A 20,969-nucleotide genomic window follows, 5' to 3' on the forward strand; every position below is an offset into this window, starting at 1 on the left:
TTTTATTATTAGTTATTCAAAGCTGCTGCCATTGTAGCTGCAACTTCAGCTTCAAAGTCATTTGCAGCTTTTTCGATACCTTCACCAACTTCAAAGCGAGCGAACTCAACTACTGTAGCGTTAACTGATTCAAGGTATGCTTCAACTGTCTTGCTGTCATCCATGATGTAGACTTGAGCAAGAAGAGTGTAGGCTTGGTCAACTTTTGTGTTGTCCAAGAAGAAGCGATCCATTTTACCAGGGATGATTTTATCCCAGATTTTTTCTGGTTTACCTTCAGCTGCCAATTCAGCTTTGATATCTTCTTCAGCTTGAGCAACCACTTCGTCAGTCAATTGAGCTTTAGAACCATACTTAAGGTGTGGAAGAGCTGGTTTACCAACCATTGCACGGCTTTCGTTATCTTGGTCGATAACGTGGTTCAATTGTGCCAACTCATCTTTAACAAATTGCTCATCCAATTCTTTATATGAAAGAACTGTTGGTTTCATTGCAGCGATGTGCATTGAGATTTGTTTAGCAAGCGCTTCGTCTCCACCTTCGATTACAGAGATAACACCGATACGTCCACCATTGTGTTGGTATGCTCCGAAGTGTTGTGCATCTGTTTTTTCAAGCAAAGCAAAACGACGGAATGAGATTTTTTCACCGATTGTAGCTGTTGCAGATACATATGCAGCTTCAAGAGTTTCACCTGAAGGCATTGTCAAAGCAAGAGCTTCTTCGTTGTTAGCTGGTTTACCTTCAGCGATGACTTTCGCAGTTGCATTTACCAACTCAACGAATTGAGCATTTTTCGCAACGAAGTCAGTTTCAGCATTTACTTCAACTACTGCTGCAACGTTACCGTTAACAAATACGCCAGTCAAACCTTCAGCTGCAACACGGTCAGCTTTCTTAGCTGCCTTAGCCATACCTTTTTCGCGAAGCAATTCGATCGCTTTTTCGATATCACCTTCAACTTCAACCAATGCTTTCTTAGCGTCCATAACACCAGCACCAGATTTTTCACGCAACTCTTTAACAAGTTTAGCTGTAATTTCTGCCATTTTGATTCTCCTATATTTTTTAAAAATAGGAGAGCCGGGCTAAGCCCCGCCCTCCTAGGTAATGATTACTTATTTGAATTAAGCGTTGTCGCCTTCTACAACTTCAACGATTTCTTCGATTGAGTCTGCTTGAGCTTCAGAAGCTGCAAATTCAGCTTCAACTGCCGCTGCGTCTTCACCTTGACGACCTTCGATGATTGCGTCAGCCAATTTAGCTGTAATCAATTTAACAGCGCGGATAGCGTCATCGTTAGCTGGGATGATTACATCGATATCGTCTGGGTCAGTGTTTGTGTCAACCATCGCTACAACTGGGATACCCAATTTTTTAGCTTCTTTAACAGCGATTTGCTCTTTATGTGGGTCAACTACGTACATTACGTCAGGTATACGAGGCATATCTTCGATACCACCCAAGAATTTTTCAAGACGTGCACGTTGTTTGTTAAGAAGTGCAACTTCTTTCTTAGGAAGAACGTCGAAGATTCCTTCTTCTTCCATACGTTTGATTTCTTTCAAACGAGCGATACGTTTTTGGATAGTTCCCCAGTTAGTAAGAGTTCCACCCAACCAACGGTGGTTGATGTAGTATTGACCAGAACGCTCTGCTTCTTCTTTAACAGCGTCAGCAGCTTGTTTCTTAGTACCAACGAACAATACAACTGCATCGTTAGCTGCAGCATCACGCATGAAGTCGTATGCTTGGTCAGCGTATTTTACAGTTTGTTGCAAGTCGATAACGTGGATTCCGTTACGTTCAGTGAAGATGTACTTAGCCATCTTAGGGTTCCAGCGACGAGTTTGGTGACCGAAGTGTACACCAGCCTCAAGAAGTTGTTTCATTGAAATTACTGCCATGAGTATTTCTCCTTTTTGTTTTTTCCTCTTCTTGATTTCAACTTGCAAAACGACCCAAAGGCAACGGCTTCACAATTCATCAAGAATGAGTATTATCGTTCACACGACAAGTTTCATTTTATCACAATTTCTCAATATTTACAAGCGATTTTGGTAGTTTTTTAGCAGAACTTAACAATTTAAAGATAAGAAAAGAGACTCGAAAAGAGTCTCAATTTTTTCATTAGTTTGGATAGATGTAAGTTACGTAACCTTCAGAAGTTGTAGTTGGGTTGAACCATCCACGTTTGTTACCGATTGTACGATCTCCACCGTAGTTAGATTCTGATACTTGGATGCTTGTTGTAGATGAAACAGCTGTAACAACCGCTACGTGTCCATATCCACCATCATTCCAACATGCAATCGCACCAACTTGTGGTTGAGAACCTGTACGGAAACCTGCTGCAGCTGCACTTGTTGCCCACTGCGCTCCATTACCCCAGTAATCTCCAGCCCAAGGAGCTAATGTCTTAGCTCCCCAAGTACATTCACCTGTTGGATAACTAGAAGCATTTGTACTGTATGTAGGACGTTGGCTTACTGTAGTTGCTGCAGGTGTGTAGCTTGAATCATCATCTGATGATGAAGAAGAGCTTGAGCTTGAAGTTGCTTGCACTTGTGCAGCAAATGTTGTATTTGCTGAAGCTGCAACTGTTTCTTGTTGGCTTGCTTGTTTAGCTTTGTATGCCGCCTCGGCTTCAGCTGCTGCTTTAGCTTCTGCTTCAGCTGCTGCTTTTTGCTCTAACAAGGTTGCTTTTTCACCTTCTGCAGTTGCCTTTTCAGCCGCAAGATTCAACTCAGCAACTTTCAACTCAGCTTGTTTTGTTGTCAAAGCTTGAGCGTCGTCAGCAAGTGTTTGTTGGTTAGCAACAACTGTGTTGATTGCTTCATTATTTGCAACTTGTTTTTCAGCGATTGCTTTTTTATCTTCTTTTTGTTGTTGCAACATTTTATTGTTTGCTGATACGATTTCACTCATAGCTGCAACACGAGAAATAGCTTCTGTGATTGAGTCAGAGTTAATAATCGTATTAATGTAGCTTGTAGCAGTTCCGTTAGTTTGTGCGCTACGAGCTTGATTTTCAAGCGATTCGTTACGAGCTACGATATTTTTTGAAAGCTCTGTGATTTCACCTTCAAGTTTTTTAGATTCTTCTTGAAGTTTTTCATTCTCAGTTTGCAACTTTTCTTGTTCTGTTTGAATAGCTGTTACTTGAGTTTGAACTTCATCAACTTGTTTTTGAGCTTCCTTCTGTTGTGTTGTTAACTCACTAATTTTGCTATCTTGAGCAGCAATTTTTTCATCTGTTGTATTGGCTTTAACACTTGAAAGCACAGCTCCATTTGAAAGCAATACTGTACTTAACATAAGTGATGCTAGAATTTTTTTCTTCATAAGTGTAAATACTCCTTCTTTAAAAAGACAATACTAGTATATCAAAAAAAGGCCTAATAAATATTACGCCTTTATTACAGTTTTGTTTCTTTCTTATAGATATATTTTTTCAAAAATATATTGGAAAACCAACATCCATAAACAGTTCAATATCATAGTAGGCACAAGACTATAAACCATAAAAACGGATAGATTTTCAGCAGTTAGCCCGACCACCTCTGCCAACAGAAAGCTACCAAATTCAAAAATGAAAGTCATCATTAAGATAGCTAGTAATCTGGTCCATCTATTTAACAAAATGACAGAGTTACCTTTATAGACAATTGCTCCAATAATCACAAAAAGAAGACTTGCAATTCCAATCAGATGGAAGAAGTAAACATCGTATAAAAGACCTAGAACCAAACAATAAGCTAAAAATAGATACTCTGATACTTCAATTGTTTCAAATAATAAGAAGATAAAGATAAAGTGGCTAACAATTTGCAAATGTGGGAAAAAGCTATTTACAAACTGCCCTAAATGGCTATCTATTAAGACAATCAAGGGTAAGAGTAAGAACATTCCTATCTGCTTAACAAGTCTCATGACGCATTCCCCACTAACTCTACAACCTTAAGATTCATTGAATCAGCGTGTAGCTTAACCATAACTTCTCTTGTTAGATAGTCAGTACTATGTGTCACTGATACGACTTCTCCTACAGAAATATCTGTAGCATTAAAGTTTCCCAAACCTCCAGTCACCACTTTGTCGCCTTGGCTAATGTCGCCACTGCTATTGAGCTGGCTGATTTTCAAAAGTTCTTTTTCCTTATCATAACCGATAATAATACCATAAATGCTACTAGAACCGTGCTGGATTTTAACGGAAATCTTCTCTGTATTCTCAGCGTTTGTCAATAAATTGACCACAGTTGAGTTGTCTTCTACCTTTTCAACACTTCCAACTAATCCTCCACCAGCAACAACAAGCATGTTTGTCGTTGCTCCTTGTTGAGAACCAACATTAACTGTTAATTCTTGTTTCCAGGTTGATGGAGTTCTCATGATGACATCCGCAGCAATTAACTTGGTCGCATTTAATTTGGACTTCATATCTAATAACTGACGTAATTGCTCATTTTCTTCCTTCAGACTGTCTGCTTCATTCGTTTCTTTTTCCATTTGATAGAGTTCTTTTTTAAGAGTTTCATTCTCATTATAAGCTCTCGTCAAATTTCCTAAATCAGACTTTGTAGATTCTAACCATTGGAATGGTTTTTGAACAATTCTATCTATCAGAGAAATGCCATCTCCAACTTTTGTCACAACCGCACTTGATTTCGTCGTCACTAAAAAAACTGAAACCACTAATACAACGACAAATAGAACAATGATATATTTTGATTTTTTAAAACGGTTCATACCTCTACCCTATCTCATTCTATACTTCACTCTAGGATTTTAACAAAAATAGAATACCACCCAAGACACAAATAAGTAATAGAGCTACACTATCTTTATTCATCCATTTCAACTGTCGATACTGACTACGTCCATTCCCGCCTTGATACCCTCTAGCTTCCATAGCTGTAGCAAGAGAATCCGCTCGTTTCAAACTGGTAGCGAACAAAGGTATCAAAATAGGGATCATAGCCTTAACCTTTTGAATTACATTCCCTTCTCCAAAATCAACACCACGCGCCTTTTGAGCATTCATAATGCGAATCGTATCATCCATCAAGGTTGGTACAAATCGCAAACTCATAGACAACATAAGCCCAATTTCATGAACAGGAACCTTGAGTCTTTTTAAAGGTCCAAGCAAGGATTCAACTGCTGTTGCCAAACTTAGTGGCATGGTCGTCAAAGTAAGCAAGGTTGAGAAAAAGATAATCAACACAAAGCGACAAAAAATAATCCCAGCCTGTTCAATTCCATGACTTGTAATTTTTATAAACCCCATCTCGAACAAGACATCTCCACCTGAGATAAAGAAAAGTTGAAAAAGGGTTGTAAAAGCAATCAGAAAAAACATAGACCGCAAACCTTTTATGAAAAAGGATAAGGGAACTTCTGATAAAGCTACAAATATACCTGTTGCAACGAAAAGGATCAAATTTGTTATTGGATTATTGGCCCAAAAAACAATCAGAATTAATAAAATCATTGCCACTAACTTACTACGAGGATCCAGACGATGAACAATCGAATTTCCTGGTATGTAACGACCTAAAATCATATTATCCATTGATGAACTCCTTAAACTCCTCTATCGTTATCGGCAATTGTTTAAAAGAAACTCCTCGTTCAGCTAGCCTTTGAGCAAATCTTGTGATTTTTGGAACACCTAATTGGATTTTTTCCATGAATTCGACATTTTGAAAAACAAGACTTGGCTTCCCATTCTTGACCAATTTTCCTTTTTCCATCACATAAACTTGGTCAGCAAATTCGGCCACGTCATCCATAAGGTGAGTCACCAAAACAATCGTGATGCCATCTTGATGAAGCTTTTTAAACAAAGTCATCAACTCTTTCCGACCAATTGGATCCAAGCCCGCGGTTGGCTCATCTAACACCAAAATCTTAGGTTCCATTGCCAAAATCCCAGCAATAGCAACCCTTCTCATTTGTCCTCCTGAGAGTTCAAAAGGACTACGTTCAAAAAGTGACTCGTCAATTCCCACTAAAGCTAATTTCTCACGCGCGATAGCTTCTGCCTCTTCTACAGAAACTCCAAAATTTTGAGGTCCAAATGCCACATCTTTTAAGACTGTTTCCTCAAAAATTTGATTTTCAGCAAACTGAAAAACCAAACCTACTTGTTTGCGGATTTGACGAATTTGCTTATTGACTGATGTTGATGTAATCAATGTATCAAAGACACGAACACTTCCCTCTGTAGGAACTAGCAAACCATTCAAAAGTTGAAGGATTGTAGACTTTCCGCTTCCTGTATGCCCAATAATCGCAGTATAAGTGCCATCCTCTATTGTCAAACTGATATCAGACAAGGCAGCTGAGGCAAAGGGTGTTCCTTCCTGATACGTATAACTCACATTGTCTAGAATAATTCCCATAAAGCCTCCTCGAGCTCCTCTTCGGTCAGGTAGTGCTCTGGTAATTTCAAGCCACTAGTACGTAGAGATTCTTTTAATTGGTTGACAAAGGGTTGATCTAAACCAATTTGATCTAAATCTGACCTAGAGAATAATTCTCTAGGAGTGCTTGTTGACTCGATTTCTCCTTTTTTCATTACCAAAATACGGTCACTCATGGCCACCTCATCTAAGTCATGCGTAATGGAAATCACTGTCATTTGGTGATCTTGACGAATCTTTTGGACGATCTTAATCAACTCTAGTCGTCCCTCTGGATCCAACATGCTTGTAGCCTCATCCAAGATTAAAATATCTGGTCGCAAGGCAACAACTCCTGCAATAGCCACTCTCTGTTTTTGGCCACCTGACAAACGAGCAGGTTCTTTTTTAGAAAATCCAGCCATCCCAACTAAGGATAGGGCTTCTGTAACTCTACGCTTCATCTCTTCAAGTGGAATCCCTTGATTTTCTAGTCCAAAAGCAACGTCATCTTCTACGGTTGCCCCCACGAATTGGTTATCAGGATTTTGAAATACCATACCAATCTTACGTCTTTTTTCCCAGACGTTTTCCGGAGTTAGGCAATCACCGTCTATCCAAATTTCTCCAGATTCCGCTTCTAGCAAACCGTCAATCAAGCGAACAGTTGTTGATTTTCCACTACCATTATGACCAACGATAGACAACCATTCTCCACGTTTCACGTGAAACGAAATTTTATGAACATCATAGTGTTCTTGATCTGTCTGATATTGAAATGACAGATTCTTAATTCCAATAATCGATTCCATATTTAGCGAAAGGTTCCTTTAAACAAATACGCGCTTCCCTTGAAGTAATCATAACCAGAATAAACTGTAAAGAACAAAGCGATATAAAGAGTTATCTGACCGATTAAATTCCAATGAAATAACAAGAAGATAATCGCAAACATCTGGCTAAATGTTTTGATTTTTCCTGGCATTGCTGCAGCTAAAACAGTTCCACCAGTTTCAACTAAGAGTAGGCGCAACCCAGTAACTGCAAGTTCTCGGCAAATGATTACAGCTACTACCCAAGCAGGAGCCATATTTAGACCTACTAGCATGATAAAGGCCGACATAACTAACAACTTATCTGCCATTGGATCTGCGAATTTCCCAAAATTGCTAACTACTTGCCATTTTCTAGCTAAATAGCCATCTAGATAGTCAGTGATACTGGCAATGGCAAAAATAATTGCTGCTATTTTATGTAACACAGGAGACTGTCCAAATGATAGAAGGAGAACAAAAATCGGAATAAATAAAATTCTACCAAGCGTAAGTATGTTAGGAATATTCTCTTTTTTCATGTTATCCTTCCTTAATTTGAACTTAATTTCAATGTAATCCAGCCAGTTTGACCAGTTAATTTCGAAGTATCAATTTCATGATTATCGATTTTGATTTTCACGCCTTTGACAACGCCTAATGTGATAGTTACTGGAGAGCCTTTAGAAACTGTTGTTTTGGCCATCTTATTATTAGGCTCAAGAGTAGTTCCTCCAGCCAATTCAGTATCTGAAACACTAATCCAGCTTGTTGCATCCGTCACAGACAGTTGAAGTTCGGCAGTATCTTTATCAGTTTTATATTCTACCGATATAACATCTCCCTGGCCAGAAACCGTCACAGTTGATGTGTCGCTCGAACTTGATGGGCTAGTGGTTTGATTGCTAGTTGTTGTTTCACTACTTGTTGCACTTGTTGTCGTAGTCACAACATTATAGTTGGCTGAAGTTGTTGCTGTCGGTTGTGTTTGAATGTAATTCCAAACATAATAAGAAACAAAAATTATAATTGATAAGGAGAAGAGAATAAAGTAAAACAGAGGGAGCAAGGAACGTTTCTTACGATTAGAACGTCTACGACCTGATAGTTCTATCTCATCAACATCAACTTCCTCATAGGTAATCATACTCCCTGAATCATATGCGTCTAAAACAAGGTTTTCATCCAACTCAACTGCCCAAGCATACTTCCTCAAAAAAGAACGTGTATAAAAAGGGCTTGGTAATTGGTCGAAATCATCTGATTCTAAAGCCTCAAGCAGATTCAGTTGAATGTCTGTCTTGCGCTGCAATTCCTCTAAACTCAAACCTTGATTGATTCTTGCTAAACGTAACACTTCACCAATTGTTTTTTTTCTCATACTTACCATGCCTTCTTTCTAGTTTATTTTATATTTCGATGGCTATAGTGGAAAAATTGTAAATTCAACTATTTCACTATTATCGATAAAATGATGTCCTACCTCAAGAACATCATCCAAGGTCATTTCCTGTATAATCTTTGGTAAATCAAACAGGGTTGTTTCGTCAGAATGTGACTGATATTGGGTCGCAATAAATTCTAAAGAGTTCATACTATGGATAAATTCTCCATAAATTTCACTTTTTATTAAATCAAGATGTTCTTCCGAAATATCTGCATCAGTAACAAAGCTCTGAATCGCCTTTCGGAATTGATGCGAAATTGACACAGGCTCCTTCGTGTCCATTGTCAGCATCAAAAAGTTAAAACGTCGATTGATTTCAACTTCTAAAGATAATGAAGAATCTAATTTCCCAGTTTCATACAAACTCTGAAATCTTTTAGAGGTCCAACCAAACATCATCGTAAATAACGCTCTTAATAGAACGCTATATCGATAGCAGTCCTGATGGCCCATATCAGAATTCGTTCGAACTCCTATTGCTAATTTAGGTGATGCAACATCCATACGAATGCTCTCAACCTTCTTTACAGGGTGTAAAGCGATTGGTTCTTTTGGATTTTGAACTATACAACCTCCAACATCCTTTTGCAAGAAATAATTCTGTATCAACTCTAAGTCAAAATTTCCAACGAGGAAAATTTGGCTATTGACAGGAGTGTAAAATTCATCAAAATTGTCCCGTAGATCCTCTAAACTAATATCTTCTATCGAATCTTCAGTCCCAACAATATCTGAAGCTAGTGGAGTTGCCGGATATAGATTTGCAAGTGTTTTAAAGAACAAGCAAGAATCAGGATCATCCTGATACATTTCGCGTTCTTGTTGAATAATATCCTTTTCTCGTTCAACAGATTCTTCAGTAATGTTAAAGCTAGTAACAAGCTCGTCAAGCAAGTCCAAACACTCAGCCACATTGTCAGAGGTTGAAAAAAGATAACTTGTATTTGTAAAGCTTGTAAAGGCGTTACTATCTGCACCTAATTTGGTAAATGCAGCCATGATATCTTCAGAATTTTCTCTTTCAAAAAGTTTATGTTCTAAAAAATGAGCAATCCCCTTAGGATATGTTTTCTTTTTACTATCTCTAGCTGTAAACTCAGTGTCAACTGAACCAACATAGACAGTTACTACACCATAAACTTCGTTAAAATCATTTTTAGGAAGTAAAGAAACTGTCAATCCATTTTCTAATTTTGCTTGATAAAGAGTTTCCTTTACAGCAGGATAATATTTCTCTTGAAAAGTAACTCTAGTCATTCTGCTCCTTCCATAAAATAGATAGCCTGCAATTTCAAACTAGATGCCACCCTACAGATTTCATCCTTGTCAACTTGCTCTAGTCTCTCTATCAAAATATCCAGGTCTAAAACCGATTTACCAAAAAAGAGGCTTAAGTATTCTCTATCTATAATCGAATCTTGATTATCCTGACTCAACAACATCGTCCTACGAATCATTTCCTTAGTTTGATTAACTTCAGAATCCGTAAATCTACCATTTTTGATAGCTAACAATTGATCATTCATCAATTTCCTTACCTTGTTTCGGTTTTGACGATTTATCCCAGCAAACAATCTTAAAAATCCACTAAAGAGATCTAAATGACTAGAAACAGTGTAGGCCAACCCTTCCTTTTCCCTAACTTGGGTAAATAATTTAGAGTGCGGGAAAGCTCCAAGCAAACCATTCACGAGAAGCAAGCCCATCTTTTGATCATCGCCATAACCAATTGTACTATGATAACCCATTTCTAGGATAGACTGACCTAGGTTTTTCCTAACAATTCCTTCTCTAAGAACATTTGAATAACCTTGCTGATATTGAATGTTTACAGTTTCTTTACGACCTGTCAAGTTAAATTTCTTCAAGTTTTCTAAGACTTCAATTTCATTAAAATCACCTAAAAAGAATAAATCAATTCTATCTTCCTTCAGCATTTTTTGAAAACTTGAATAGCAAGATTTAGATGTCTCTTCGGAAATTCTGGCAATTAAATCTCTAGGAACTAACTGCATTGATTCTTCTTGGAAAAACAACTGATCCAATTCTTTATGGGCAAAGAAGAAAGGATCCTCTAATTCTGATTCTAGTCTCGCCAACAATTGTTTTTTTTCAATTTCAAAGGCATTGTTCTCAAATTCATCTTCATTTGACAATGGATTAAATATGACTTGATACAATAATTCTAAAATCTGAGCAGTTAATACATTTTTCTTACTTAAAAATTCGTCTCGAACAAAAGTCAAACTCACGTCTACTAAGTGACTTTGCCCCCTTCTATAAGCATGAGTTGACAAATCTGCTCCATACAATGCTGCCAGATATTTTCTAAGAACCTGAGCAGTTGGATAGCCTTTATTAGCAGTTTCAAGCATACTGGCACTTAGCATGCGACCAGAAATTAAATCCAGAGATAATGGAGCTGTGAAACGCATGGTTATTTTATTTGTCTTAAACTTTTTAGATTGGATAAAATGCACTGCAATTCCAGGGAATAACTCCATCTCTTACCTCCTTTTACATAGAGTTCTATTATACCATGAAAATGAAAAATTTTCTTGTTCTCTTTGACTCTTTTGAAATTAAAATCGTTTTCATTCAACGGGTTTCTTCTCAACTATTTTGAGCAAAATATGGTATAATACCAAAGATTGAGGTGAACTATGAAATACAAATTATTTGAAGAATTTATTACGCTCCAAGCTCTTTTGAAAGATCTTGGAATCATCCAAAGTGGTGGTGCTATTAAATCATTTTTAGCTGACCATCTTGTATATTTTAATGGGGAATTAGAAAATCGTCGAGGCAAAAAAATTAGGATTGGGGACACTATTGAAATCCCTGATTTAAAAACTCAAATTGTTCTAGTTCAACCAACATCAGAAGAACTAGAGGAGTTTCATCTAGAAAAACTTGAGAAAGAACGTGTAGCTAAACTTGTCGAGGAAATGAATAAAAAGGTACAAAAAAAGCCAGCGAAAAAGAACCAGTCAACAAAAGCAAAACCTGCACCACGTTTCCCAGGTAGATAATTATGTGGTTGAAAAACTTATCCATTAAACAATTTCGTAACTATCATAATATCGAAATTGATTTTAATCCAAAACTAAATGTATTTGTTGGCCGAAACGCTCAAGGAAAAACCAATCTTCTCGAAAGTATTTACTTTTTAGCCTTAACAAGAAGTCATCGAACAAAGACTGATAAAAATTTAATTCAATTTGAAGAAGAACAACTGCAAGTTTCTGGAATCTTGCAAAAGAAAACAGCAAGCATTCCACTTGAAATTGACTTAACACAAAAAGGGCGAATTACTAAAGTGAATTACTTAAAACAAGCTCGCCTATCAGACTATATTGGTCATATGAATGTTGTCTTATTCGCTCCAGAAGATTTACAACTTGTCAAAGGCGCTCCGGCTGTTCGTCGTAAATTCATTGACATAGAATTAGGGCAAATTAAACCGATTTACTTGTCAGACCTGTCAAGTTATAACCACGTCCTTAAACAGAGAAATAGCTATCTCAAATCTACACAAAACATAGATGAGACTTTCCTAACTGTTCTTGATGACCAACTGGTAGAGTATGGCTGTCGTGTAATGAATCATAGGGCTGACTTTATCCAGAAAATGGAACTCTTTGGCAAAAAAAAACATTTTGACATCTCAGATCAGTTAGAAGAGCTGTCAATCTGTTATCAACCTTCTGTAAACTTTGTTGACAAGAAACATTTGGCTGAATCTTTCTATATAGCACTTCAAAAAAGTAGATCCAGAGATTTATTTAAGAAGAATACTGGAGTTGGTCCTCATCGGGATGATATGATTTTCATGATTAATGGAATGGAAGCAAGTTTCGGAAGTCAAGGGCAACATCGTAGCCTGGTGCTTTCTATAAAACTTGCTGAAATTGAATTGATGGAAAGCATCACCAAGGAATCTCCAATTCTTTTACTTGACGATGTTATGAGTGAACTTGACAATACTCGTCAACTTAAATTGTTAGAAACTATTTCTCATAATATCCAAACCTTTATTACAACTACTAGTTTAGACCATCTTCAAAACTTGCCTGATACTCTCAGTGTATTCACAGTAAACAACGGTCAAATAGTTGTAAATTAAAGTTTACAGTTTTATCAAAAAAATCTCCTGTCAAACAGGAGATTTTTTGTTTACATTGAGTAGTTTGGAGCTTCATTAGTGATTTGCACATCGTGTGGATGGCTTTCTTTTAGACCCGCACCAGACATTTCGATAAATTGAGCATTGTCATGCAATTCTTTAAGATTAGCTGCACCACAATAACCCATACCAGAACGGATACCACCAATCATTTGGAAGACGATATCAGCAGCAGCTCCTTTATAAGCAACACGTCCTTCAATTCCTTCTGGAACGAGTTTGTTTGCTTCATTAACAGAACCTTGGAAGTAACGGTCGCTTGAACCTTTCTTCATTGCGGCGATTGAACCCATACCACGATAAGTCTTGAACTTACGTCCTTGGAAGATTTCAGTTTCACCTGGAGCTTCATCTGTTCCTGCAAACATTGATCCAAGCATTACTGCATTTCCACCAGCAGCAAGAGCTTTAACAATATCTCCAGAATACTTGATTCCACCATCAGCAATGATTGTTTTGCCATATTCACGCGCCACTGCTGCTGCATCGTAAATAGCTGTAACTTGAGGAACTCCAACACCAGCGATTACACGAGTTGTACAGATTGAACCTGGTCCAATACCAACTTTAACAACGTCAACACCCGCGTCATAAAGGGCACGTGCACCTTCAGCCGTCGCAATATTTCCAGCAATTAGTGTACGATCAGGGAAGTGAGCGCGAATCTCAGCGATTTTGCGAAGAACACCTGCTGAGTGACCGTGAGCAGTATCTATAACAATGGCATCCGCACCTGCTTCAAAAAGTGCTTCTGCACGTTCAAATGTATCTGAAGTAACCCCTACAGCACCCGCAACAAGGAGACGACCAAATTCATCTTTAGCTGCATTTGGAAACTCAATTACTTTTTCAATATCTTTAATAGTAATCAAACCAGAAAGACGACCATCTTCGTCAACCAAAGGAAGTTTTTCAATCCGGTGTTCTTGAAGAATACTTTCAGCTGTTTCAAGATCTGTTCCAACAGGAGCAGTGACGAGGTTTTCGCTAGTCATATGATTTGAGATTGGTTGATTGTAATCTGAAATAAAACGAAGGTCTCGGTTTGTTAAAATACCAACCAATTTACGATTTTCAAGTGTTTCAACTACTGGAACACCACTGATACGGTAACGACCCATGAGTTCATCTGCTTCAGCAATGGTATGTTCTGGAGTCAAAAAGAATGGATCAATGATAACACCATTTTCAGAACGTTTTACCTTACGAACTTCATCTGCCTGTTGCTCAATAGACATATTTTTATGGATAACTCCAAGTCCACCTGCACGCGCAATAGCAATCGCCATTTGGCTTTCTGTTACAGTGTCCATCGCAGCGGTAATAATTGGGATATTTAAAGTCAAATTATCTGCCAATTTTGTAGTTAAATCCGCATCATTAGGCAACACATGACTCTCTGCTGGAATGAGCAATACATCATCAAAGGTAAAACCTTTTTTCAAAAATTTAGTGTCCCAATTAGACATTGAAGTTTCCTCTTTTCTTTCTTTTTGAGCATGACGCTTTTTGTATTGTATCTATCATACCATTCTATGAAAATTTGTCAATTAAATTTATAAGAGAACATTTAAAAAAACTATCCCTCTTATTTTAAAGAAGAAATAGTTTTATAGTTCATATTTTATCTATTAATGAAAGTAATTTAGACCCATTGCAGCTTTTACTTCTGATAAGGTCTGACCTGCAACTTCACGAGCTTTTTCACTACCTTTTTGAAGCATATTATAAACCTCACCCATGTCTTTGGCATATTCAAGGCGTCGTTCACGAATAGGAGCAAGCTCTCTTTCCAAAATTTCAAGTAGGTAACGCTTAGTCTTAACATCCCCAAGACCCCCACGTTGGTAGTGTTCTTTCATTTCAGCAATTTCTTGAGCATCCTCTGGACGTCCAAATACATCTAAATAATGGAAAACCATATTTCCTTCAATCTTACCTGGATCCTCGACACGAATGTGATCTGGATCTGTATACATACTCATCACTTTTTTTCGTAAAGTATCAGCATCGTCTGCTAGGTAAATACCATTATTGAGTGATTTCGACATTTTCGCATTTCCATCAAGTCCTGGTAAACGCCCTGCAACTTCATGCTCAGGGTAAATTCCTTCTGGTTCTACTAAAACATCACAGTTATAGGCATGATTAAAAGAACGTACAATTTCACGTGTTTGTTCAATCATCGGCTTTTGATCATTACCTACTGGAACCAAGTTTGCTTTAAAGGCTGTAATATCCGCTGCTTGTGAAATAGGATACACCAAGAATCCAGTTGGAATGCTTTCTCCAAAACCTTTCTGTGAAATTTCTGTTTTTACAGTTGGATTTCGTTCCAAACGAGCTAATGAAACTAGATTCATGTAGTACATAGATAGCTCTGCCAATTCTGGAATCTGACTTTGAATAAAAATTGTTGATTTATTAGGATCTAAGCCCACTGCAAGATAGTCCAAGGCAACGTTTCCAATAGACTCGACAATTGTTTGAGGATCTTTTGCATGGTCTGTTAAAGCTTGCTGGTCAGCTAAAAAAACAAACATGTCATATTTATCTTCTTCCTGTAGTAAAACACGGTTTTTTAAGCTACCTACATAGTGTCCAATATGTAATTTCCCCGTTGGACGATCTCCTGTTAAAATAATGGGTTTACTCATAATATTCTCCTTTGATATGGTCCTTTCAATTATAGCATTTTTTTAATAAAAAGACAGATAATTTTTTTAATCAAACAATAGTTTTCTAGCTATATTTCCGTAAAGAAACTGTCAACTTACTTTACAAAAAATTGACAAATAAAAATTTGAATATTTACTAATTTTCTAGTAGAATTAGAGTATTACATATAATAGGAGAAAAACATTGCTAACAGTATCTGATGTCTCACTACGCTTTAGTGACCGCAAACTTTTTGATGATGTCAACATTAAATTTACAGAAGGAAACACGTATGGTTTGATTGGTGCTAATGGTGCTGGAAAATCAACCTTTTTGAAAATTTTAGCTGGTGATATTGAACCTACAACTGGTCATGTCTCTCTTGGACCAAATGAACGTCTTTCAGTTCTTCGTCAAAATCACTTTGACTACGAAGACGAACGCGTTATTGATGTTGTCATCATGGGAAACGAAAAACTTTACAACATCATGAAAGAAAAAGACGCCATTTATATGAAGGAAGATTTTTCAGACGAAGATGGTGTTCGTGCAGCTGAACTTGAAGGAGAATTTGCTGAACTAGGTGGTTGGGAAGCTGAAAGTGAAGCTTCACAACTCTTACAAAATTTGAATATTCTTGAAGAACTTCATTACCAAAATATGAGCGAACTTGCAAATGGAGACAAAGTGAAAGTACTCCTTGCTAAAGCTCTATTTGGTAAACCGGATGTCCTTCTTTTAGACGAGCCTACCAACGGTCTTGATATTCAATCTATTACCTGGTTAGAAGATTTCTTGATTGATTTTGACAACACAGTTATTGTCGTATCCCATGACCGTCACTTCTTGAACAAAGTATGTACACACATGGCCGACCTTGACTTTGGAAAAATCAAACTCTACGTAGGTAACTACGATTTCTGGAAAGAATCTTCTGAACTAGCTGCTAAATTACAAGCTGACCGTAATGCAAAAGCAGAAGAAAAGATCAAACAACTTCAAGAATTCGTTGCTCGATTCTCTGCCAATGCTTCTAAATCAAGACAAGCAACTTCACGTAAGAAAATGCTTGACAAGATTGAACTTGAAGAAATTGTACCTTCTAGCCGTAAATATCCATTTATCAACTTTAAAGCAGAACGAGAAATCGGTAATGATCTCTTGACAGTAGAAAATCTATCTGTTAAGATTGATGGCGAAACTATTCTAGATAATATCAGTTTTATCTTGCGCCCAGGAGACAAGACAGCTCTTATAGGGCAAAATGACATTCAAACAACTGCTTTGATTCGTGCGATTATGGGTGATATCGACTATGAAGGAACTGTCAAGTGGGGAGTTACAACTAGTCGCTCTTACTTACCAAAAGACAATTCTGCTGATTTTGCAGGTGGCGAGTCGATTCTTGACTGGCTCCGTCAATTTGCAAGTAAAGAAGAAGATGACAATACCTTCCTTCGTGGATTCCTCGGACGCATGCTCTTCTCTGGAGACGAGGTTAACAAGCCTGTAAACGTCTTGTCAGGGGGAGAAAAGGTGCGCGTGATGCTCTCAAAACTTATGCTTTTGAAATCAAACGTACTTGTTCTTGATGATCCTACAAATCACTTGGATTTGGAATCTATTTCAAGCTTGAACGATGGATTGAAAAACTTCAAAGAATCTATCATCTTTGCCAGTCACGACCATGAGTTTATTCAAACTTTGGCTAACCATATCATTGTCTTATCTAAAAACGGTGTAATCGACCGTATCGATGAAACCTACGACGAATTCCTTGAAAACGAAGAAGTTCAAGCAAAAGTCAAAGAACTTTGGAAAGATTAAGTATAACTTTAAAAAACTCAGTTGGTTAAACCAACTGAGTTTTTTTATTTGTTACTTGTAAATTCATTCATTGTTTCACGTGAAACTTTTTTAATCTTCATCCATTTTTTTAGGTTGATAAGCTAGCATACCTAATCCTATGAATAAAACCAAAGTTACGAGAAGGAAAATTACCTGATGATGAATATTTCCTGTCATAGAAATGGTTTGTCTCAATCCTGAAACTGAATAACTCATTGGCAACCAAGGATTAACAGCTTTAAAGAAATCATTTGTCAAAGCAAGTGGATAAGTTCCTGCACTTGATGCTAATTGCAATAATAGCAAAATAAGTGAGAAGAAAGCACCTAATCGACTATTCCATGTTGTTAATGCCGTCACCATAGACATAAATGTTAAACTTGCGATAATAATTAAGAATAAAGTTCTCATTTCATGATTTGCAGTTAAACCAATAAGATGAACTCCACCATAGACTAAGACAGCTGCTAAAACAGCAATAACTCCATTTATCTCGAAGCGAGACTTAAACCACGCCCAGCGACTTTCAGGATGACGACCTGAAGGTAACTTGGCAAAAATCATATTTGTTGATAATGCTGCAACAAAAAGTGCGACTGATATCATGTAAGGAGCCATTGCAATCCCATTTACAGGAACCTGATCATTATCTGTCTTTGAAAGACTTAAGGGTTCCGCTAATGTTTCTGCATTTTTTGACTCTGTTGATGCTGATTTTAATTGATTGCTTGCGTTACTTAATCCTTGTCCTAGGTCAGTAGTTCCTATTTGTAAACTTTCAATACCAGCAGTTAACGTTGCTCCACCTTCTGCTAATTTTCCAGCGCCATCTGCAATTTTTGCTGCTCCATTTCCTAACTGAGCACTAGCTGAAAGCAACTGACCTGATTTATCTGTTAATTGACTTGAACCAAGCTGTATTTTATCAAGTCCTGCAATTAATTCCGGACTCTTGCTATTTAATTGGTTAGAACCAGATGATAGTTTTTCAATACCTGTTACTAATTCTGGTGTTTTCCCAGCTAGAGTATCCAAACCAGTTGTCAATGTTGAAGAGTTTTCTGTCAACTTGGTTGAGCCAGAAACCAATTGATCCAAACTTGTTGTTAAAGTTGTATTCTTTTCACTTAGTTGATTTACACCTAAAGAAATAGTATCCAATCCTTTAGTATACGCATTAACTCCATTTTCAATTGATTGACTTCCAGGAACCAACTGATTATCAACAGCATTTTGCAATTGTGTAAACCCACTTGACATAGATATCAAGGAACTAGACGCAACAGGTAATATTTGATTTGCTTTAGTCTGTAAAGTAGAAAGATTAGAGACTGGTTGGTTTACACTTCCCAAATTTTCTTTTAAATCTCCTACCGTTGTCAAAATTGCTTTTGCTGATTCTATCGTAGAATTAGAATTATTTGAAACAGCTTCAGTCAGTTCTTTTTTCTGAGTATCAGTAAGAGATTGATAAGTTGCTGTTGCTTGAAGATTGGTAAGAGTTTTCTCTTGTTCTGTTTGAATATTAGTCACAATAGTTTGAGCAAGAGTAGATATATTCGCTAAATCATTAGATATTGTGCTTTTAAGTTCCGTATTATCTGAGATTGTTACTGCTTGAAGTGCTTTATTCAATTCATCTAAACTAGTTGCTAATTGAGTGATTTCCTCTTTTTGTTGAGATGAAGTATTCAATTGAGTCGAAATTTCTTTAATACCTTTATTTAATTCGGTAATACCATCTCTCAATGTATCTGATTGACTTGATAACTGGTTTGTACCAACAGATAGTTTGTCAACACCGCTTGTATAGGCATTAACACCTACCGAAAATTGATTGAGACCTGTATTCAGTTGCGAAACTCCTCCAGCATATGTCTTCATTCCAGTATTGAGCTGGTTGACACCTGTTACTAATTCTGGAGTCTTGGAAGATAATTGATTAAGTCCATTGTCAACCTGTGAAACCGCACTTGTATAGCTCTGTAAACCATCATTAAATGTTCCTAAGCCACTATTCAGTTGCTTTACTCCTGTGACATATGTTGTCAACCCTTTTGTAAATTGATTCGTTCCATCAGAAAAGGTTAAACTTGAACTAGCTAAATTATCAAGATTGGAAGACAATGTCTGACTTCCTACAGCTAACTTACTAGCCCCATTTGCCAATTGTTCACTTCCATCTGCAGCTTTGGTTAAACCGAATTTTAAATCACCCATCTTTTGAAATAAAGCTTTCGTGTAAGTCTCAGTTACACTGGCAGAAACATTTTGTTTTAACTGTGTCATAGCAGAATCACTCATCTTACTTGCAATGAAGCTATGTCCACTAGAAGTTTGATAGTCAATGTTCATTTGTTCTGGGTGATCTGTTAAAATAGAAGCAGCCTTTTCAGACAAATCACTTGGCAAAGTTACTACCATATAGTAATCGCCATTCTCTAGTCCTTTTTTTCCTTCTTCCTCATTTACAAAATGAAAATCCAAGGATTTATTATTTTCTAAATTAGACACCATGTCTTTTCCGATAGCCATTGTATTCCCATTATATGATGCTTCCTTATCATTATTTACCACTGCTACAGGTAACTCTGATAATTGCCCATATGGATCCCACATGGATGATAAAAATATGATGTTGTATAAAGCTGGAATAAGAGAAATCCCTATCATTACAATGATAAAGGTTGGTTTTTTAAAAATTGCTTTCCATTCTTTAAACATATTGTCTCCTTTTTTACACATATTGTCTAAAATTTTGATATAATAGATTATACATTAAAAAATCTAAATTACAAGTTAAAAACTATATTTTTAGACACTACGTCTATTTTTGTTCACAAGGAGGAACTATGACAGAGAGTAACAAACGCTTAAAAACAAAACGTACTATCGAGAATGCTATGGTTCAATTATTAATGGAACAACCATTTGATCAAATTTCTACTGTTAAGCTTGCTGAGAAAGCCGGAATTAGTCGCTCTAGCTTTTATACACATTACAAAGATAAGTATGATATGATTGAACACTACCAAAGCAAACTTTTTCATACCTTTGAGTACATCTTCCAAAAACACGCCCATCATAAAAAAAATGCTATTTTAGAAGTATTTGAGTATCTTGAGTCTGAACCATTGCTAGCTGCTCTTTTATCTGAAAATGGTACAAAAGAAATACAAAACTTCCTGAGAAATAAACTTCATATCATGCTTAGCACTGACCTCCAGAAACGCTTTATGCAATTAGATTTAAATGAGATTGAATTAGAGTATAGTAGTATCTATCTAACAAATGCACTATTTGGCGTATGTCAGACTTGGATTGCACATGGAAAAAAAGAAAGTCCGCAAGAGATGACAGACTTTCTTATGAAAATGTTAGGCGATTCAAATTAGAAACAAAAAAAAGAACACCATTGGTGTTCTTTTTGTTTAACTCCGCCAGTAGGACTCGAACCTACGACATCATGATTAACAGTCATGCGCTACTACCAACTGAGCTATGGCGGATAATATAGTCCGTACGGGATTCGAACCCGTGTTACCGCCGTGAAAAGGCGGTGTCTTAACCCCTTGACCAACGGACCATCTATCTGTAGCAGATATAACC

General features: G+C 37.0%; 19 protein-coding genes and 2 tRNA genes. 4 read left to right on the forward strand and 17 right to left on the reverse strand.

The window, feature by feature from the left end; genetic code table 11:
- Positions 1-8 precede the first annotated feature (8 nt).
- From tsf to yfmF, 12 genes are all read right to left on the reverse strand, one after another.
- Positions 9-1,049 (reverse strand): translation elongation factor Ts, encoded by a 1,041-nt coding sequence (gene tsf, locus HMPREF1481_RS10010; RefSeq protein WP_016466514.1) that lies wholly within the window; start codon positions 1,047-1,049, stop codon positions 9-11.
- A 78-nt stretch (positions 1,050-1,127) separates the two neighbouring features.
- A complete protein-coding gene (gene rpsB / locus HMPREF1481_RS10015; protein ID WP_000268475.1) occupies positions 1,128-1,907 on the reverse strand; it encodes a 30S ribosomal protein S2 in 780 nt (259 codons plus the stop codon).
- Positions 1,908-2,130: 223 nt separating this feature from the next.
- Entirely contained in the window at positions 2,131-3,345 is a 1,215-nt protein-coding gene (pcsB, locus tag HMPREF1481_RS10020; protein ID WP_016466515.1) for a peptidoglycan hydrolase PcsB, read from the reverse strand.
- Between the two features lie 93 nt (positions 3,346-3,438).
- Complete coding sequence (gene mreD / locus HMPREF1481_RS10025; RefSeq protein ID WP_016466516.1) at positions 3,439-3,933, reverse strand: rod shape-determining protein MreD; 495 nt, start codon at positions 3,931-3,933, stop codon at positions 3,439-3,441.
- Positions 3,930-4,751, reverse strand: coding sequence for a rod shape-determining protein MreC (mreC, locus tag HMPREF1481_RS10030; protein WP_016466517.1), 822 nt, complete (start codon positions 4,749-4,751; stop codon positions 3,930-3,932). Before mreC ends, mreD begins: the two co-directional genes overlap by 4 nt.
- Positions 4,752-4,782: 31 nt before the next feature.
- Positions 4,783-5,577 carry an energy-coupling factor transporter transmembrane component T family protein gene (locus HMPREF1481_RS10035; RefSeq protein ID WP_016466518.1) on the reverse strand — a complete coding sequence of 265 codons (795 nt, stop codon included), beginning with the start codon at positions 5,575-5,577 and terminating at the stop codon, positions 4,783-4,785.
- Positions 5,570-6,409 (reverse strand): energy-coupling factor transporter ATPase, encoded by an 840-nt coding sequence (locus HMPREF1481_RS10040; RefSeq protein ID WP_016466519.1) that lies wholly within the window; start codon positions 6,407-6,409, stop codon positions 5,570-5,572. The genes HMPREF1481_RS10035 and HMPREF1481_RS10040 overlap by 8 nt, the downstream gene beginning before the upstream one ends.
- A complete protein-coding gene (locus tag HMPREF1481_RS10045) occupies positions 6,394-7,221 on the reverse strand; it encodes an energy-coupling factor ABC transporter ATP-binding protein (RefSeq protein WP_016466520.1) in 828 nt (275 codons plus the stop codon). The genes HMPREF1481_RS10040 and HMPREF1481_RS10045 overlap by 16 nt, the downstream gene beginning before the upstream one ends.
- Positions 7,222-7,223: 2 nt before the next feature.
- The gene (pgsA, locus tag HMPREF1481_RS10050) at positions 7,224-7,763 is read right to left on the reverse strand and encodes a CDP-diacylglycerol--glycerol-3-phosphate 3-phosphatidyltransferase (RefSeq protein ID WP_016466521.1); all 540 of its coding nucleotides are present in this window, start codon (positions 7,761-7,763) and stop codon (positions 7,224-7,226) included.
- An 11-nt stretch (positions 7,764-7,774) separates the two neighbouring features.
- Positions 7,775-8,602 (reverse strand): cytoskeleton protein RodZ, encoded by an 828-nt coding sequence (gene rodZ / locus HMPREF1481_RS10055; protein WP_016466522.1) that lies wholly within the window; start codon positions 8,600-8,602, stop codon positions 7,775-7,777.
- Positions 8,603-8,644: 42 nt separating this feature from the next.
- Positions 8,645-9,925 carry an EF-P 5-aminopentanol modification-associated protein YfmH gene (gene yfmH / locus HMPREF1481_RS10060; protein WP_016466523.1) on the reverse strand — a complete coding sequence of 427 codons (1,281 nt, stop codon included), beginning with the start codon at positions 9,923-9,925 and terminating at the stop codon, positions 8,645-8,647.
- Entirely contained in the window at positions 9,922-11,172 is a 1,251-nt protein-coding gene (gene yfmF / locus HMPREF1481_RS10065; RefSeq protein WP_016466524.1) for an EF-P 5-aminopentanol modification-associated protein YfmF, read from the reverse strand. The genes yfmH and yfmF overlap by 4 nt, the downstream gene beginning before the upstream one ends.
- Positions 11,173-11,331: 159 nt before the next feature.
- On the opposite strand from yfmF, the gene yaaA reads away from it, so the two are divergent.
- Both yaaA and recF read left to right on the forward strand, forming a co-directional pair.
- Positions 11,332-11,700, forward strand: a complete 369-nt coding sequence (gene yaaA, locus HMPREF1481_RS10070) for a S4 domain-containing protein YaaA (protein WP_016466525.1) — start codon at positions 11,332-11,334, stop codon at positions 11,698-11,700.
- A 2-nt stretch (positions 11,701-11,702) separates the two neighbouring features.
- The gene (recF, locus tag HMPREF1481_RS10075) at positions 11,703-12,794 is read left to right on the forward strand and encodes a DNA replication/repair protein RecF (protein WP_016466526.1); all 1,092 of its coding nucleotides are present in this window, start codon (positions 11,703-11,705) and stop codon (positions 12,792-12,794) included.
- Positions 12,795-12,844: 50 nt separating this feature from the next.
- Here recF and guaB read toward each other — a convergent pair whose 3' ends face one another.
- Positions 12,845-14,323: an IMP dehydrogenase gene (gene guaB, locus HMPREF1481_RS10080; RefSeq protein WP_016466527.1), complete on the reverse strand. Its 1,479-nt coding sequence runs from the start codon at positions 14,321-14,323 to the stop codon at positions 12,845-12,847.
- Positions 14,324-14,485: 162 nt separating this feature from the next.
- Positions 14,486-15,511 (reverse strand): tryptophan--tRNA ligase, encoded by a 1,026-nt coding sequence (gene trpS, locus HMPREF1481_RS10085; protein WP_016466528.1) that lies wholly within the window; start codon positions 15,509-15,511, stop codon positions 14,486-14,488.
- Positions 15,512-15,716: 205 nt separating this feature from the next.
- Here trpS and HMPREF1481_RS10090 point away from each other — a divergent pair, with 205 nt between their 5' ends.
- On the forward strand, positions 15,717-17,339 hold the full coding sequence (locus tag HMPREF1481_RS10090; RefSeq protein WP_016466529.1) for an ATP-binding cassette domain-containing protein: 1,623 nt from the start codon (positions 15,717-15,719) through the stop codon (positions 17,337-17,339).
- A 90-nt stretch (positions 17,340-17,429) separates the two neighbouring features.
- Here the strand turns inward: HMPREF1481_RS10090 and HMPREF1481_RS10095 are convergent, their stop codons facing one another.
- Positions 17,430-20,084 carry a YhgE/Pip domain-containing protein gene (locus tag HMPREF1481_RS10095; protein WP_016466530.1) on the reverse strand — a complete coding sequence of 885 codons (2,655 nt, stop codon included), beginning with the start codon at positions 20,082-20,084 and terminating at the stop codon, positions 17,430-17,432.
- A 128-nt stretch (positions 20,085-20,212) separates the two neighbouring features.
- Here HMPREF1481_RS10095 and HMPREF1481_RS10100 point away from each other — a divergent pair, with 128 nt between their 5' ends.
- Positions 20,213-20,755 carry a TetR/AcrR family transcriptional regulator gene (locus HMPREF1481_RS10100; protein ID WP_016466531.1) on the forward strand — a complete coding sequence of 181 codons (543 nt, stop codon included), beginning with the start codon at positions 20,213-20,215 and terminating at the stop codon, positions 20,753-20,755.
- Positions 20,756-20,795: 40 nt separating this feature from the next.
- Here HMPREF1481_RS10100 and HMPREF1481_RS10105 read toward each other — a convergent pair.
- Positions 20,796-20,869, reverse strand: a tRNA-Asn gene (locus tag HMPREF1481_RS10105).
- A 5-nt stretch (positions 20,870-20,874) separates the two neighbouring features.
- Positions 20,875-20,946: transfer RNA gene (locus HMPREF1481_RS10110), tRNA-Glu, on the reverse strand.
- Between the last annotated feature and the right edge of the window lie 23 nt (positions 20,947-20,969).

This window comes from Streptococcus sp. HPH0090, from assembly GCF_000411475.1.
Taxonomy (GTDB): domain Bacteria; phylum Bacillota; class Bacilli; order Lactobacillales; family Streptococcaceae; genus Streptococcus.